17 protein-coding genes are annotated in these 15,311 nt (G+C 41.8%); 13 read left to right on the plus strand and 4 right to left on the minus strand.

Annotation, left to right across the window (positions count from 1 at the left end; genetic code table 11):
- Positions 1-14 precede the first annotated feature (14 nt).
- Entirely contained in the window at positions 15-260 is a 246-nt protein-coding gene (locus KTH89_RS04515) for a DUF6718 family protein (RefSeq protein ID WP_158348556.1), read from the plus strand.
- A gap of 334 nt (positions 261-594) precedes the next feature.
- On the opposite strand, the gene KTH89_RS25180 is transcribed toward KTH89_RS04515, so the two are convergent.
- From KTH89_RS25180 to KTH89_RS04530, 4 genes are all read right to left on the minus strand, one after another.
- Positions 595-804 carry a helix-turn-helix transcriptional regulator gene (locus KTH89_RS25180; protein ID WP_158348557.1) on the minus strand — a complete coding sequence of 70 codons (210 nt, stop codon included), beginning with the start codon at positions 802-804 and terminating at the stop codon, positions 595-597.
- Between the two features lie 266 nt (positions 805-1,070).
- Positions 1,071-1,697 (minus strand): hypothetical protein, encoded by a 627-nt coding sequence (locus KTH89_RS04520; RefSeq protein WP_238720791.1) that lies wholly within the window; start codon positions 1,695-1,697, stop codon positions 1,071-1,073.
- A 290-nt stretch (positions 1,698-1,987) separates the two neighbouring features.
- A complete protein-coding gene (locus KTH89_RS04525; protein WP_238720793.1) occupies positions 1,988-2,689 on the minus strand; it encodes an ImmA/IrrE family metallo-endopeptidase in 702 nt (233 codons plus the stop codon).
- Between the two features lie 11 nt (positions 2,690-2,700).
- Positions 2,701-3,030, minus strand: a complete 330-nt coding sequence (locus tag KTH89_RS04530) for a helix-turn-helix domain-containing protein (RefSeq protein ID WP_158348668.1) — start codon at positions 3,028-3,030, stop codon at positions 2,701-2,703.
- A gap of 602 nt (positions 3,031-3,632) precedes the next feature.
- On the opposite strand from KTH89_RS04530, the gene KTH89_RS04535 reads away from it, so the two are divergent.
- From KTH89_RS04535 to KTH89_RS24865, 12 genes are all read left to right on the plus strand, one after another.
- Complete coding sequence (locus tag KTH89_RS04535; RefSeq protein WP_238720795.1) at positions 3,633-4,130, plus strand: transglycosylase SLT domain-containing protein; 498 nt, start codon at positions 3,633-3,635, stop codon at positions 4,128-4,130.
- Between the two features lie 18 nt (positions 4,131-4,148).
- Entirely contained in the window at positions 4,149-4,433 is a 285-nt protein-coding gene (locus tag KTH89_RS04540; RefSeq protein ID WP_158348670.1) for a hypothetical protein, read from the plus strand.
- A gap of 11 nt (positions 4,434-4,444) precedes the next feature.
- Complete coding sequence (locus KTH89_RS04545) at positions 4,445-4,861, plus strand: RNA polymerase subunit sigma-70 (RefSeq protein ID WP_238720797.1); 417 nt, start codon at positions 4,445-4,447, stop codon at positions 4,859-4,861.
- A 145-nt stretch (positions 4,862-5,006) separates the two neighbouring features.
- Positions 5,007-5,282, plus strand: a complete 276-nt coding sequence (locus KTH89_RS04550; protein WP_238720799.1) for a YjcQ family protein — start codon at positions 5,007-5,009, stop codon at positions 5,280-5,282.
- A gap of 180 nt (positions 5,283-5,462) precedes the next feature.
- A complete protein-coding gene (locus tag KTH89_RS04555; RefSeq protein ID WP_238720801.1) occupies positions 5,463-5,663 on the plus strand; it encodes a hypothetical protein in 201 nt (66 codons plus the stop codon).
- 46 nt (positions 5,664-5,709) lie between these two features.
- The gene (locus KTH89_RS04560) at positions 5,710-6,561 is read left to right on the plus strand and encodes a hypothetical protein (RefSeq protein WP_158348674.1); all 852 of its coding nucleotides are present in this window, start codon (positions 5,710-5,712) and stop codon (positions 6,559-6,561) included.
- A 14-nt stretch (positions 6,562-6,575) separates the two neighbouring features.
- Entirely contained in the window at positions 6,576-7,034 is a 459-nt protein-coding gene (locus KTH89_RS04565) for an esterase (protein ID WP_158348675.1), read from the plus strand.
- 129 nt (positions 7,035-7,163) lie between these two features.
- A complete protein-coding gene (locus KTH89_RS04570) occupies positions 7,164-11,135 on the plus strand; it encodes a phage tail tape measure protein (RefSeq protein ID WP_238720803.1) in 3,972 nt (1,323 codons plus the stop codon).
- A 56-nt stretch (positions 11,136-11,191) separates the two neighbouring features.
- Complete coding sequence (locus KTH89_RS04575) at positions 11,192-11,920, plus strand: hypothetical protein (RefSeq protein ID WP_238720805.1); 729 nt, start codon at positions 11,192-11,194, stop codon at positions 11,918-11,920.
- Positions 11,921-11,930: 10 nt separating this feature from the next.
- Positions 11,931-14,093 carry a phage tail spike protein gene (locus KTH89_RS04580; RefSeq protein WP_238720807.1) on the plus strand — a complete coding sequence of 721 codons (2,163 nt, stop codon included), beginning with the start codon at positions 11,931-11,933 and terminating at the stop codon, positions 14,091-14,093.
- Positions 14,047-14,313 carry a hypothetical protein gene (locus KTH89_RS04585; protein WP_238720809.1) on the plus strand — a complete coding sequence of 89 codons (267 nt, stop codon included), beginning with the start codon at positions 14,047-14,049 and terminating at the stop codon, positions 14,311-14,313. Before KTH89_RS04580 ends, KTH89_RS04585 begins: the two co-directional genes overlap by 47 nt.
- On the plus strand, positions 14,285-15,304 hold the full coding sequence (locus tag KTH89_RS24865; protein WP_275061749.1) for a BppU family phage baseplate upper protein: 1,020 nt from the start codon (positions 14,285-14,287) through the stop codon (positions 15,302-15,304). Before KTH89_RS04585 ends, KTH89_RS24865 begins: the two co-directional genes overlap by 29 nt.
- Positions 15,305-15,311 lie beyond the last annotated feature (7 nt).

Raw genomic sequence — 15,311 nt, forward strand, 5'->3', positions numbered from 1 at the left:
GGAAGATGATTTGGATGGGTGATAAAAAAATATATATTATAGCTAAAATATTTGATAAACAGGGCTGTATAGCATATCTGTGTAAGACGGTAAGCGAAGCGCGTTGTTTGCCGGGAACATTGGAGGCTTTGAGAGCTGATGGAGTACAGATTGTGATATTAGATGATCCGGATATTTATTCAGAGTATGCCCCATATTCTTATGTGGATGATATGAAAGAGTTTATTGATAAAGTTAGTAAGATGAATCGAGTTGCATAAAAGGGATAAGAGGAATGGAAGGTGGTCAGTAGTAGTACAGAGTAGCACAGCCATAGCGTACAAGCCCCCCTTTGAAAACTCGCCCTTCACCGTTTCGTTGAGAAGTTGCTAAGGCTGGAAAGATCTAAGAAAATTATAAATTTGTAGTATAATATGAACTGCACTTATCTTCAATGGTTGGTGCGGTTTTTGAATCTGTGGATGTGATCGAGTTTGCATAAGCAGGGTAGAGGAGAGAAGGAATGTCAAATATATGAAGCGGCATATTCAACGCCCATACACACTCCTCATCCCCTCGGACTGCGGCCAGCCGCCATTTTGATTCAGGAAGGTTTTAATCTATTGTACCGATAAGCTGATCCAGGGAGATCCCATAAAGCCGGCATAGGAGTATGATATCTTCAATCCGGGGCTGTCGTCTTCCTGTTTCCCAATTTCCCAGGCATTGTCTCGATACATGTATTTTAGTAGCAGCCTGTTTCTGTGTAAGTCCTGCGGCACGCCTGTATGCAGCCAAATTTTTTCCAATTTCCATTTTAAACATCTCCAGAGTGCATTATAACACAAAATATCATATGCCACAATATGAAGCTGGAACGAGGTTGAAAATGTTGAAAAAAAGTTGGAATAAGCAGGAAAATGAATTATAGGGAAGCAGAACGGTGATTTTCAGATGACAGTATATGAAGTTGATAGTAATACATTATAAGTATTATATTATAAGTAGAGTGACATAAGCAGAATGATATAGTAAAAACCCAGTGAAAGCTTATTCTCTGGGTTTTCTGCTTGATAAGATGGATCCATAGATTAGATCACCTGAATGTGAAACGCAGTAGTTTGAGGCGGAATACTAAGCGTTTGTATATTTGAATGTGTAATCCTGACCATCTGTCCGGGCTGGAGATTACGTAATCTGATTGGGGCACCAAAACGGTTGGTAATGGAAGTCGAATTCGTAATTAGAAATCTGGTTTGGTTGTTCCTGTCATTCGGGTCTTCTGTGATGATATAATTATTGTCAAAATCAATTAAAACAATCCGGCCCGTGGTCTCAGAAGAGGGGCGCTGAGGCCGCAATGGCGGCAATGGGCGCTGGGGAGGCAAAGGACGCTGGGGTGGTATGGGCCGCAATGGCGGCAAGGGAAATTGGGGATTCCTTTGGACAGCCACCCAGAAAGCAGCAGCTTGAGGTGGTATGCTCATTGTCATGCGCGAGGAAAATGCAACATTGACCCACATACCCCTTTGAATACAGCAGGAGCACATACGTTGTCCAAAAGAATTTAAGATCGCGGTATTTCTATTGATATTTAACTGAATATTTTGGATCGATAATGTATTATTTCCTTCTGGCACGGCGTAAGAGACTATTATATAACCAGTAGAGTTATTAGAACAAGAAACATCTTCAACAAAGGCATTATTTATTCGCATAATATCGCCCTGCTGAAACATAGTTCCACGAGGATCATTCATGTAAGCGCACCGATCATAATTTTAATGTATTATATGCGATGCTGAACTGCATGTGAATTTATATTCATAGGATATTGCCGGAATAAAATAAGAGCATCCATAGTTAAATCAGATGCTTGAGATATTTGCTTGAATGAGGAAAATATGGAATAAATAATATCCACGATTGTTCACGCCCTGGGAGCAGTTCTGGACCTGGGAAGAGCTGCCAGCATTGCAGATACAATTAGCCGGAGCCTTTTTAAATATCAAAATTTTGTAATATAACCCAACACCCGGGCATCCACTGAAAGGCGGTCGGAATATTCAGAATCCGAAGCAAAAGTAAGTCCTGACCTGGCGCTGCATATGGAGCAGATTTCCTTACCCGGCTGATTATAAATCTCGCGGCCGCAATCCCAACATTGTTCCAGGTGCCAGACAAACCGATTCGCATTGCGATTAAAAAAATGACGGTACATGTCTTTATCCAATACACTCATCTTGTGATAGGCAATATAACGGCGCCAGCGGCGATAGTCGTTAAAAGCGATTTCAGCCGCTGAAAAACTCATAGAAAAAATGTGGGATACATCGTTAGCATTTTTACACTCAGAATAGTGGATCGCGATACGCGGTGCTAGTATGTTACTGGCAAAATAATTGGCGTCTGCTTCATTTTGCTGTGAATCCCCGGTATGATTCAATACATGATGACCTAATTCATGCATAAGAGTAAAGCGTATTCTGCAATTTTGCAAAGTATCATTATAGTAGATCTTATTTTTTAGGCGAAAAGCATCGTCGCTGACCTGCAGGCAGGTGGCCCTTTTCTCTGTATTCTGATCGGAATATTTCAAACACTCATAGCCATATTTTCGCAATAAAGAGAAGCAGTCTATTGGAAAAGAGTATATGGAATTTGTCTCAAAAACATCTAAGATTTCTTGTTGAATACGAAGCGTATCCATAGGATCACCTGCTAATCTGATAATAAGGTCCTGATAATTTCCTGCTTTTGCTCCACCGATAATTTTCTGCCATTTCTGGCTACTAAAGATTGAATGTCTTCATAAGACGGTTCATAATCATTTACCGTTTTGACCGGTTTACCGGTACGTCCCAGGAGATAATCGATATCTACCTGAAATAGGTCAGCTATTTGTTCCAGGGTTTCAAAATCGGGTTCTCTATTTCCATTTTCATACATGCTGACGGCGCTCCGGGATATGCCGAGTATTTCAGCCAATCCATCCTGTGTGTATCCAGCCTCAATTCTTAAACTCCGAAAAACACTATTAAAATTTCCCATATTACCAACCTCCATGCCTATATAATATCACGTTTTGTGATGAATGTAAATAAAAATAGACACGAAACGTAAAAAAAAGTGTTGACACAGATTACTGGATGTGATATAACATTAATAGACACGAAACGTGACGAACTCTATTTTTTAAATCTACTTGTTTTATAGGATGTTAGCATGGTTTAAAAGCTATATATACATAAATCTAATGAAAATTAGCAATACAATGTAAAATTGTAATTTTGAATTAGAGATAAAAAGTAAGTAAGTTAGCATATTTTTTTTGGTGAGTTAGGACACGAAATGTAAATAAGAACTAATGTTCGATATTATAATACCATAATTTGGTAATCCGTGCAAGAGGAGTTTTATATTTCTGTTTTATATTTCCAGGATTTTAATCTTTGCATACTATTTTAAATTCTAATCAGCAAATATCTAATGTTGTAACTAAAGTTCTACTAACTCAAAAGATTATCTGTATAAACAAAAAGGAGAAGTTGTTATGATCATGCCAAATTTACATTTTGATAATACCAGAAAGAGTAAAGTTCATTATAACCGGTTTATTAAAATTAAATTAGTAGAGAGTAAGGGATATTATTATGAATAATTTAAAGAGAAAACTGCTGGTGACACCTGTTTTGCTCTTACTATTAGCTGCAGTCATGCCCATGAATATACTGGGTAATGAGGCGGAGGAAAATAGGGAATCTCTGCGAACCTATATAGAATCAATCAGTGAGGAATATAATATCTGCCCGGAGCTGGTGGAAGCGATCATAGAAGCTGAAAGTAACTGGAATCCGCAGGCGGTAAATGGTCAATGTATCGGGCTGATGCAAATTAACAGTTACTGGCATCAGGATCGAATGGAGAGACTCGGGGCTGCCGATCTGACAGATCCAAGACAGAATATTTTGGTTGGTATCGATTATCTGTCCCAACTATTTTCGGAAAATGAAGATATTTATCTGGTATTAATGAAATATAACATGTGTCAGGATACGGCATATCAAAAATGGAGAGCGGGTGATTATTCTAATTATGCGGTTTCCGTGGCCGCCCGGTCAAGCGAATTAGAACGGGAACATGGAAAATAGGAAGGAGGATGCAAAGCAATGGAAAATCAGAAGGAGGTACTCGCATGGATGCTAAGTTTGGAAAAGCTTTTTTTGGAGCACAGAGAATTAATGGAGGGCGTAAGAGACGGCAAAGAAATCGAGCCGTTAGACAGTCTGAATGATTATTGTGTACATCTTTATAAGGGGCTTAAGCAGCTTTCAGAGGCTTCCGGCATACCTGTTATGACGAGAATGCAGGGAGACGGACTTTACCGCAGAAATTATATCATACACAACGGTATCGAGTATTTTCAGCTCGAACCGCTGCAAACGGCCAGGTGAGGGGGGATCATATGAGAAAGGAAATACTGGAAGAATATATCGATGCTTGCGAATTGGTAAAAGAAACGGAAGAAGACATCAAATATTTAAAAAAGAAAAAACGGGCATCGGAGACGGGAGAAGGTCCTGGCAATAAATATTCCAATGCAGACAATTACATGAAAGCTACAGGCCGGGAAGATGTGCTGGAGAAGGATTGGCAGCTGCATTTGGAAGAGAAACTGTTAGAGGAGCGGAAGAAAAATGCTGAACGTGTAAAACTGCAGGCGGAAGAGTTCCTGAACACGGTACCGGCGCGTATGCAACGCATTATCCGGTTTAAAGTGTTCCAGCGTCTGACTTGGGAAGCGGTAGCTGTAAAAATGGGAAGAGGGGCTACCGGTGAGAGCGTGAAAAAGGAATATTTCAGGTTTTTGAATGAAAATTAAACTTTTTTGAAATAAATGAAAGTTTGTCCTGGATGTCCTACATGTCCCATTTGGAAATGATAGGATAGAAAAAAAGCTGACAGGTCACACAAAACATGTTTATTCCCATCGGTTGATGCGGGATAACACACGTAAGGAGGATAAGATGGCAACAGATATAAAACAACAGGTGCTTCAGGCTATTTATGCGGAGTACCAGAAGGAACTGCCAAATATGGGGGAAATCACAAGTAAAAAATTACAGATAGAAGAGCAGATATTTTTGGCTGCTTTGATGAAGCTGCAGAATGAGAAATTAATACAGGGGGTGTTTTGGAGTCCGGCTGAGACGATGGATATCAGAAGGGTTCGGGTATTAAACCGGGATAACCTTTTTCTTACCAAAGAAGGAGTACAGTATATGGAAAATCATTCGGTATAAATGCCGGATAGCTGAAATAAAGACAGGAATTTGTAGAACAGTATTGACTTGGTAATAGGTTCGGCTGCTGTCGGACTTTATTATAAATAATCTGCCTGGGCGCGGGCGTAATCGGCGCGGGTACACGGGGACGCGACCCCGATAATAAGCGAAGTACCGGACAGAGAAGGTGGAGATTTTATGGATAGAAAGTTTTTAAAAGATCTGGGCATAAAGAAAGATTGTGTAAATCAGATCATGACACAATACGGAAAAGCACTAACAAAGTTTCATAACCAGATCAAAAACCAGGAAGCCATAATAGATCAATTGCGCAATGAACTTCTTCAAAATAACGGCCATATCGACAGACCGCAGAATGTCGACAAAGACAAAGAATAAAAACACGAAAAGTGTTAAACAAAACAACTGGAAAGGATGATTAAAAATGGCAGGAATTACACCGAGAAAAGGTACAGAGAGAGCAACCATCGATTGCAGCATGATCGTGGCAACCACAAAGGAGGAGAATCCCAGAAGCATCGCGATTACATCGGGAAGCAAAATTGCTGTGGAACCGCAGGTAGAGACTACGGAAGCGGTAAAATTAATCGTAAAGGGCGTACTCAAGGCCCAGAAACCTGAAAAGAGAACGCTTACCGGGCATCTGATTACATTAACTGATAATTTGACGATTCTGGAGATGATCGAGATTCTGCAGGGCGGTACCCTGGTGAAAGACAGTGACGGAAATATCGTGAGTTATGAACCGCCGGTATCCGGCGCTGAGTACGAACCGGTGAAGTTCGTGCTGGACGTATATTCCGCTCAGATGTCAGGGTCCGAAGTGATCGGATACGAAAAGATTACATATCCTGGCTGTACCGGTCAGCCGGCAGGATTAAACTCCGAGGATAACGTCTTCCGGGCAACGGAATATCCGATCAGTTCTTCCCCGGCCAGCGGCGAAGCACCTTATAAGATCGAATATGTAAAAGAGCTGCCGGTTGTTGAGCAGGTGATCGGAACCCTCAGTGTGACAAGCGCAGCCGGTACTGCGGCTGGAAAAACAAAACTGACGGTAACTCCGGCAAAAGCCATCTCCAACAGCTATAAGTTCAAAACCGGTGTATCCGTTTCTATACCCGCTTATGATGAAGTGTGTGCGGATGACTTTACAGCGTGGAACGGTACAGAGGAAGTAAGCGCCGCTAACGGGAATAAAATCCTGGTTGTGGAGTTGGATTCTGAATATAAAGCGAAGAAAGCCGGTATTGCGGACGTAATCGCAATGGCGTGACAGGAGGAGAGAGGATGGTAACATCGTTACATGATTTAAAAAGATATGCGGGCGGTTCTGAAGTGGAGCTGCCCGGCTTCCTCTCCGAGGAGCCGCTGATTGTGAAACTGCGCAGGCCTTCACTGCTTCATCTGGCAGAGTCCGGGGGGATACCGAATCCGTTGCTGTCTACGGCGGCAGAGCTCTTTAAAAATGGGACATCAAACGCAATGAAAAATGGGGAAGGCCTTGCTGAGATGGGTAAAATCATGCACTGTATAGCCAAGTCGGCGCTGGTTGAACCGACTTATGAAGAATTTGAAGAGGCAGGATTAAACCTTACAGATACACAGCTTATGTATATTTATAATTACGTGCAGACAGGGATTGACTCCCTGCGCATATTTCGTCAAGAGCAAGGATCTGCTGAGAATCATAAATCTGGCGGTAATGCAGCACAAAAGCCCGAGTCAAATCATGAAGATCAAAGATAGCTATGTAAGTTTTTGCTTTGATGAGGCGTGTGAGTATATAAGGGCAAAAATAGCGAATGGTGAGGAACCTGTTTATGAAAAAAGAGTGACAAATATGAGAGAATTTTATGCTGAATTGGGGGCGGGTTGATGGAAGGAATGGGAAATACAAATATAAAGTTAGATTTGTCCAGCTTAAAAAAAGCAGTCAATGATGCAGAAAAAGAGTTGGGTAGAATCGAAACACAATCAAAGCTGGCACAGTCTGAATTAAGCAAACTTGAAGCCGTCTCCAAAGGCGTTGGAGGAATGTTTGAAGAAGCAGCCCGAAATTCACAACTGTTTACAACAGAGCTTGAGAATGCGGTAAGCAAAGCAAATGTATATCGTCAAAGGATTGGAGATTTGAATAAAGAAATTCAGGACTCGCAGAAGGAACAGAAACAATTAAAGACAGCTCTTGAAGAGATGTCCCAAAAATACGAAACTGCACAACAAAAAGTAAAAACTTTGGCACATTCTCAAGCAGAGGGAACAGAAGAATATAAAAGAGCTGTAGAGGCTGCAGAGAATTATAAGAATAGTATAATTCATATGCAAGATCAATATGATTATTTGTCTCAGGAAATCGAAGGCGCGGGAGATGCAGTATCAAAATTTCAGACAAAGCTTAACAATACGGAAAAAGATATAGGGACAATAGCTGGCAAACTGGATGAAACTCAAAACAATGCAATTGTTTTGGGACAGTCTTTTGAGGATGCCGGCGGTAAAATGGATTCCTTTGGGAAAAAAATAGGGGAAACAGGTAAACTACTTTCATCTAAACTTACGAAACATATTGTAACAGCCGGAAAAGACAGTATAACTTTTGCACTGGAGGCGGAAGAAAGTTTTTTGCGGGTTGGTTCCATGATCGATGGAACAGTAGTAACCTATGATAAACTAAAATCTGAAGTAACAAAATCGTCAAATGAGACCGGAGTTTCCATTACAGAGTTTAATGATGCCTTGTATGAAACTCTAAATGCCGGAATTGATAGTGCGGATGCGATACAATTCACAAATGATATGATTAAGCTGGCTAGAGGCGGATTTACTGACACAACAAAAGCTGTAGAAGGGGTTGCGCTAACGCTAAATACTTATGGACTCAGTGCGGATCAGGCTACGACGGTATCTGACAAACTGATCAAGTCCCATCAACTTGGTAGGATAGCGGTAGATGATTTGGTCACAAGTTTAGGCCAGATTCTCCCTATAGCATCGTCTGTTAATGTTGATATTGATAATGTTTCAGCTGCTATGGCTATATTAACTCAAAATGGTATTTCTACAGCAGATGCTACTAAAAACTATACGTTATTGTTGGAAGAGCTTGGAAAAAGCGGATCGAATGCAGATACGGTTTTACGCAATATGTCTGGAAAAGGATTTGCTCAACTGGCGGAAGAGGGAAAACCTGTTACCGAAATACTGCAAATGCTCAACGATGGCGCGGAGCAATCAGGTATGTCATTGGATGATATGTTTGGATCGGCTGAAGTTGCGCAGAGTGCATTTATTTTAATGAAAGACAGCGGGACAGAATATAATGATATTCTGGGTGAAATACAGACCTCCACTGGGGAAACACAACAGGCTTTCGATGATATGAATGCAACATCAACAATAAAGATACAAACAGAACTTAATAAGTTAAAGAATACCGGAATTGAAGTGGGAGAAAAACTCATACCATTCATTAGCCAGGGAATTGAGTTTATTGGTAAGCTGGCGGACAAATTCAATGAATTAACGCCGGAACAACAAAAAAATATAATTGCTACAACCGGTATTGTTGCAGCACTGGGGCCTTTGTTATCTATCACGGGATCTGTAACTTCGGGATTAGGTAATATGGCTGGTGGTTTTGGTAGTATACTGGAAGCTATGGGAAAAAGATCCGTGATCCAGGAATCGGCTACGGGCCTTTTAGGAGTAGCTGATGCTTCCATGGCGGCTGGATCAAATACGGGGGTGTTGGGAGGAACCTTAGCGAATCTAATTTCACCTACAGGCTTAGCAGCTGTGGCAATAGGCGGCGTAGCTGTTGCACTGACGGCTTACTGCTTAAAACAGCAAGAAGCTAATAGTGGAGCGACAAAGTTAAAAAAATCCAATGAAGATATCAATGATTCTTTTTCCATTATGCTGGATGGAATAAATGAATGGCAGGATAAAGTGGGTTCAGCAACCAGCTCTATGTCTGGATTCAATGATCAGATATTGATCTCGTCAGAAAAACAAAATAATCTTAAAACGCAAATGAGAGACATACAAGAAGAGATAACGACCATTTCAGAACAAGCAGCAGATGATAGACGTGAACTAACAGAGAGTGAGATTCAGAGATTAGATGAATTGTTTGAAAAAATGAGAGATTTATCGGCACAGGAACTTTCTGTTTATAGTGCAAGGCTGGATGTAGTGGTAGATCAGGCGAATACATTAAAGGACAGTAACGATCTTACAGTATCGCAGTATGAAGATAGAGCCGCACGAATTACAAAGGCCGCAGAAGAAGAAACACAGAATATTATTGATAAGGCTTACGAAAAATATACGACTCAAATGGCCCTTAATAAAAAAGAAATGGAAAATAATTCTTCATATTCCCAGGAATGGCTCCAGCTACAAAATGAAGTTGCGTCTAAAGAATACCAAAGCGAAGTTGATGCTGCCAAAAAGAAAAAGGGCGATATTTTACAAATAGAGGCGGAAGGATATCAACAAAGAAGTGAAGGATTACAGCAGTATTTATCAGATCTATCTATTTATTATGAGAAAGTAGGAGAAGAGAATAAAAAATATTCAAACGAGATAACGGCAGATCATGATGAGTTAAACACTAAGGTTTTGTCGGGTGAGTACACGCAAATGGAAGCCCGGAATGAAATGCAGAAAAAGAAGTACGATCTGGAGGATGAATGGAGTGCCAATATGGCTAAGCTGAATGAAAAATACTTAGCTAATATGGATGATACGACATTAAAAGAAGCAGGGATTTGGTTACAATGGATATTGGACTCTGAGCAATCGGGTGCCACTCTTACTGAGACTCAAAAGCAGACGGCAGCAAATTTAGTATCAGCCTTGGATTCCTTACCGGAAGAATTTGGAACAAAAGGTCAGGAGACGTTGGAAGCGTTAGGTATTAGTTTGGCAGATAATGGAGATATACTGTATACATCTACGGAGCTTTCTGGTCAAAAAGCGCTGGGGGGTATAAAGGCAAGCATGGATGCGGGGCTTCCTGAGATACAGGAAAACTGGGATATATTTGGTACTACGAGTGGTTCAAACTATACCCAAAGTCTGGGGGAATCCATTAATAACGGTAGTGAACTTGTTTCAAGTTTTAGTAAGGCACTAATGGTAGGCGCACAAATTGGAATGGATGCCGTGAACCTTCCCGGACATGCATATATGCAAGGAAGCAGTGTATCAGCCAATTATGGTGAAGGTATGAGCGGAAACACATTCATGGTCACAGACGCTGTAGGAAATACTGCAGATGAAATTAGCCAACTAGATTCATCAAATTTTGACTCTAACGGTTGGGGCCGGGATTGTATAAAAAATATGTCTGAAGGAATTAGTTCCGGAAAAGAATCATTCCTGAAAAGTGCTGTTAACGGTGTTGCGGATTTTATTAAATCTATATTACATTTCTCAAAACCAGATATAGGACCCTTGAGAGAATATGAAAAATGGATGCCAGACATGATGCTTGGTTTTGCTAAAGGAATAAACGATAGTAAGCATTTTATTACTGATGAGTTGAATGTATTGACAGATGATATGGCAGCTATTATGGAAAATACTAATTCAGGTAAATTAGATTATACTCAGTTTGTTTATTCCTCCGAAGCGGATAGGTATATAGACATAACGAATACACAAAAAATGGACCTTGACTATAAAAAATTGGCAGCTTTACTCGCTGAAGAATTTCATAAGGCACCAATTAAATTAGATACCTCCATAATTATGAACGATGGTAATGTCTTAATGGACAGCGAAATCGTAGGTCGAAAAACTGCTCCTGTAGTATCCAGAATAATATCAAAGAAAATATAATAGAAATGAGGTTGCCATGTTTATAAAGCGGAATGAAATAAATGGGAGGAATACGCATGTATGATTATAATTCTTTTTACAGCTCTCAGGATAAATGTGTTGGGGAAAAATGTTTCATCAATAATAAAGAATGCTACTTGGAATATAATGCTGATTTAGTTTCTTTTCATATTCAGCCTGGAGGCATTTCAAACCAATATATAATACAAACAGGGCAAAGCAGCTTCCTTGATTTTGGAGGCACTACCGAACCCAAAACGGCGACAGTAGAATTTTATGTCGGAGGTGCATCTGATGAGCAGGCGCATGAAAATATCTCAAATCTTTTCTTGGCTTGTAAAGAATGTATCTTAAAACGCGAGCTGCATAGATTTGAGTATCCCGCGCTTCTCACGGGAAAGAATGTTGAGGAAACAGGAGTAGAACCTTACTACCTGGTAACATTAGACTTTATTGTAGTACAGCGCCTGCCCTTGGTATCCGCTGACATCTCAGAACCAGCCATCATTTACAATGAGGGAAACATACCATCAGGAGTCAGATATATACTAAAACCTCCCATAAATATCTCATTTTTCAAAATCAACGGCATAAAAGTAACGAATCTCCATGCCGGAAAGAATTTCATTATAGACGGGATCAGCGGCAAAATCACGGAAAACGGCAATAACCGTTTTGCCGCCACAGATATCATCGATTTCCCCAAAATACTCCCTGGCAAAAATGAGATAAACATGTCCTACAATATCCCCGTAACGGTAGAATACTACCCGTTATTTGAATGAAGGTGAAAAAATGCTAAAAATACTAGATCCAAAAACACCAGGTATCGTGCATCCCTTTGAGCCGGAAGAGACGAAATGGAGTATTACGCATGCTTTCAACGGATACGATATACTTTCCTTTGAAATTCCGGCTCGGCATGAGATCTATCAATACATAACCGAGGAGTGCCGGATCATTGCAGAAAACAACCAATATTCTGTTAAATCAATCGATGAGCATTCACAGTATGTCGTAATCGACTGCCAGCTGGATCTGGATGACTGGAGGGAGCGATTCTGGCGGGAATACCGGAAAGAAAATATAAGCCTGGCTGAACTGTTAAATGACATCAAACCATACAATTGGTCTATCGCGGATGCCGGTAAATATGTCCAAAGATACACGATAGAGTCAAGCGAGGGCCATCCTGTTGAAAATGTGAATTCAGAAGACCTGTTGAATAAGGCTCTGAGCCTATGGGGAGTGGCAGGTAATTTTGATGTGTTAAATAGAATCCTATATGTGGTAAATCCAGATGAGTACACAGCAACCGGTGAATACATAACAGAAGAGCTAAACCTGAAAAGTCTCGGCTACACGGGAAACAGCACAAATTTTGCTACCAGGCTGTATGCGTACGGAAAAACTGATGATAATACGAAGATTCCGCTCACTATCTCATCCGTGAACAATGGCAAAGAATATGTGGAAAATCATCGCTACTCCGATCGAATCATTTCTGTTGGATGGAAAGATGAGCAGTATACAGACGCGCAGGCTCTGAAAAATGCGGCAGTCAGTCGCCTGGAAAAACTGTCTTTTCCCGAACGGTCCTATGAATGTGAGGTAAACAATCTGGATCAGGATATCTGGCTGTATAAGGTAGTAACACTGATTGACAGAAAACGTCATACCCGGGTGGAACACCAGGTTGTTGAATATAAGGAATACCCCAAAAAGCATTCTTTAGATGTTGTAACACTCTCGACATTACCGCCGACTATAGAAGGAACCTACAATCAGATACGCACGGAGTTAACGGAACAAGTCGAACAGACTAAAACGACCATGGAAGCCGCGATTGAGGATGCCACCCGCCTGATAACCGGACAAGACGGAGGCTACGTCGTACTGGATCCGGCAGAACGGCCGGAAAGAATACTGATTATGGACCAGCCGGAAAAGACAAGGGCTAAGAATATATGGTGCTGGAATCTGGCCGGATTAGGACATAGCCATAATGGAGTCAACGGGCCTTATGGGTTGGCAATGACTATGGATGGAAAAATAGTAGCGGATTATATCACAACCGGCACACTTTCGGGCATAACGATTCAGGGAAATACAATTATGGCCGGTGGGCAAAATAATACCTCCGGTGAAATTAAAGCTATATCCGGTGACGGACAGATAGAGTATGCGAAACTGGATCAAATCGGTTTAACCGCGATAGGAGGAAAAATAGCGGACTGGACAATTGAACCACATCGTTTACACAGCATTGGAGCAGGTATAAACGCAAGCGGACATGGAAAAGCCTTCTGGGCCGGTGGGAGTGACCTGACAGGGGATACGGCCCCCTACTGGGTCGATCATAACGGAGATATGTTCGCATCCCATGTGACAATCGACGGAGGTTCGGAAAAGGATGTGACGTGCCTGGTGCTTAATCATGATCAGACGGCCGAAATGAAAATGTTTGGCAGCGGTATGCATATCTGTAATAGAGACAACAGCGGCTGGACTGCCAAAATCTCAACGGCAGGTGTCTCCGTGGAAATTGGAAAGGAGCACTATGCGCAGATGACACCGGATTTTGTGTCTATCGTAAATGGAGATAGAAAAGGAACACTGGACGTCTTTGGAGCCAGCCCTCAATCATTGGTCGGACTAAAACAAAATATAGAGCCGGCAAGCGGCCTTTTGGAAGATGTTATGAATACGGATGTATATTTTTTTGAATATAAAACTCATCCGGATTATCGGATGCAGGGCTTTGTGATTGGACAGGGTTATCGATTGTCACCCAAGGTTCTGACGGCGGACGGGGAATCCATTAATTTATATGCATCCCTGGGTGTATTGTGGGGCGGTGTTCAGGAAGCTGTTAAAAGAATTGAAGATTTGGAGAGAAGGTGTTTGGTAAATGCAGACAGAGATGAAAGAAAAAATGCAGGAAGGATTGCGAAGTGAGATGCAGAAACCGGCAATCGTAATGATTGACGAATTAAAAGAAAAGATACGATCTGATATTAACGAATCGGGAATCCATTGGGTTCTGCTAGAACCTCTGATCAGGGACTTATACGAGGAAGTACAGGCATTGTCCCGGAAAATGGCGGATGCGGAAAGAGAAGCGTATCAGAAAAGTGTGGTGAAAAATAATGCAGATAATAAAACATGTAGTAATTGATTTATACAGAGAAATGCCGTCTATTATGGTCACGGCGAAACAAAATGATTCCGGAAGCAGATATATAGCGGCAAGGCTCACGGAAGACGGTTCGCTATTTGACATACCGCAGGATGTGGAATTACGGGTTAAAATAAGAAAACCCGACGGTACAACGGTATTCAGCTTTTGTGAATTACAAGAAGGTGAAATCCTGGTACCGCTGACCAGCCAGACACTGGCGGCAGATGGTTTAGCTATGGTGGAGATCGAACTTCGCAAGGAACAGGTGCTTCTTTCTACCGCCAGTTTTAAAATGCAGATCATGAAAAGCATGGTCCCTGACAGCGAGATCGAAAGTTCCAATGAGTTTTCTGCTTTGAATGAGCTGATCAGTGATGCCAAAGAATATATTCCGCAGACCGGCCCAGCATTGACAGCAGCAAGAGAAGCGTTAGCAGCAGCGAATCAGGCGAAAGTTACGGCAGAATATGTCATCGATGAGGCCGGACATGCCAGAGATGGTGCGAACCAGGCGGGTACTTTTGCAAATAGCCAGGCAGAAAACGCCAGAACACAGGCGGATGCCGCATCGGTGGCCGCGTCTAATGCGAACAGAGTGGCAGATGATCTGACTGCCCGAAAAGAGAATGGAGAATTTACAGGTCCTCAGGGCCCGACAGGTACAAAAGGTGCCACGGGGCCACAGGGATCGGAAGGAAAGCAGGGGCCTATAGGACCACAAGGACCAGTCGGTGTGCAGGGCCCCAAAGGGGCAGTTGGAGAAACCGGTCCCCAGGGACCCCAGGGAATCCAGGGAATCGCCGGTCCGAAAGGAGATAAAGGGGATCGGGGAGACAGCGGAGTTGTGGTCCCGGTAAGCGGACTTTTCACTCTGTCGGTGGATGAAACAGGAGATCTCTATACGGCTTATGCGGACGGGAGTACGCCTCCCGAATTTGAATATGATGCAACTACAGGAAATGTTTATTATGTTACACCAGAAGAATAGGAGGAAT

Source organism: Diplocloster agilis, from assembly GCF_019042275.1.
GTDB lineage: Bacteria > Bacillota > Clostridia > Lachnospirales > Lachnospiraceae > Diplocloster > Diplocloster agilis.

Coding starts and splice junctions, on each gene's coding strand:
- KTH89_RS04515 (WP_158348556.1), top strand. CDS start 15: ATGGGTGATAAAAAAATATATATTATAGCTAAAATATTTGATAAACAG.
- KTH89_RS25180 (WP_158348557.1), bottom strand. CDS start 804: ATGTTTAAAATGGAAATTGGAAAAAATTTGGCTGCATACAGGCGTGCC.
- KTH89_RS04520 (WP_238720791.1), bottom strand. CDS start 1,697: ATGCGAATAAATAATGCCTTTGTTGAAGATGTTTCTTGTTCTAATAAC.
- KTH89_RS04525 (WP_238720793.1), bottom strand. CDS start 2,689: ATGGATACGCTTCGTATTCAACAAGAAATCTTAGATGTTTTTGAGACA.
- KTH89_RS04530 (WP_158348668.1), bottom strand. CDS start 3,030: ATGGGAAATTTTAATAGTGTTTTTCGGAGTTTAAGAATTGAGGCTGGA.
- KTH89_RS04535 (WP_238720795.1), top strand. CDS start 3,633: ATGAATAATTTAAAGAGAAAACTGCTGGTGACACCTGTTTTGCTCTTA.
- KTH89_RS04540 (WP_158348670.1), top strand. CDS start 4,149: ATGGAAAATCAGAAGGAGGTACTCGCATGGATGCTAAGTTTGGAAAAG.
- KTH89_RS04545 (WP_238720797.1), top strand. CDS start 4,445: ATGAGAAAGGAAATACTGGAAGAATATATCGATGCTTGCGAATTGGTA.
- KTH89_RS04550 (WP_238720799.1), top strand. CDS start 5,007: ATGGCAACAGATATAAAACAACAGGTGCTTCAGGCTATTTATGCGGAG.
- KTH89_RS04555 (WP_238720801.1), top strand. CDS start 5,463: ATGGATAGAAAGTTTTTAAAAGATCTGGGCATAAAGAAAGATTGTGTA.
- KTH89_RS04560 (WP_158348674.1), top strand. CDS start 5,710: ATGGCAGGAATTACACCGAGAAAAGGTACAGAGAGAGCAACCATCGAT.
- KTH89_RS04565 (WP_158348675.1), top strand. CDS start 6,576: ATGGTAACATCGTTACATGATTTAAAAAGATATGCGGGCGGTTCTGAA.
- KTH89_RS04570 (WP_238720803.1), top strand. CDS start 7,164: ATGGAAGGAATGGGAAATACAAATATAAAGTTAGATTTGTCCAGCTTA.
- KTH89_RS04575 (WP_238720805.1), top strand. CDS start 11,192: ATGTATGATTATAATTCTTTTTACAGCTCTCAGGATAAATGTGTTGGG.
- KTH89_RS04580 (WP_238720807.1), top strand. CDS start 11,931: ATGCTAAAAATACTAGATCCAAAAACACCAGGTATCGTGCATCCCTTT.
- KTH89_RS04585 (WP_238720809.1), top strand. CDS start 14,047: ATGCAGACAGAGATGAAAGAAAAAATGCAGGAAGGATTGCGAAGTGAG.
- KTH89_RS24865 (WP_275061749.1), top strand. CDS start 14,285: ATGCAGATAATAAAACATGTAGTAATTGATTTATACAGAGAAATGCCG.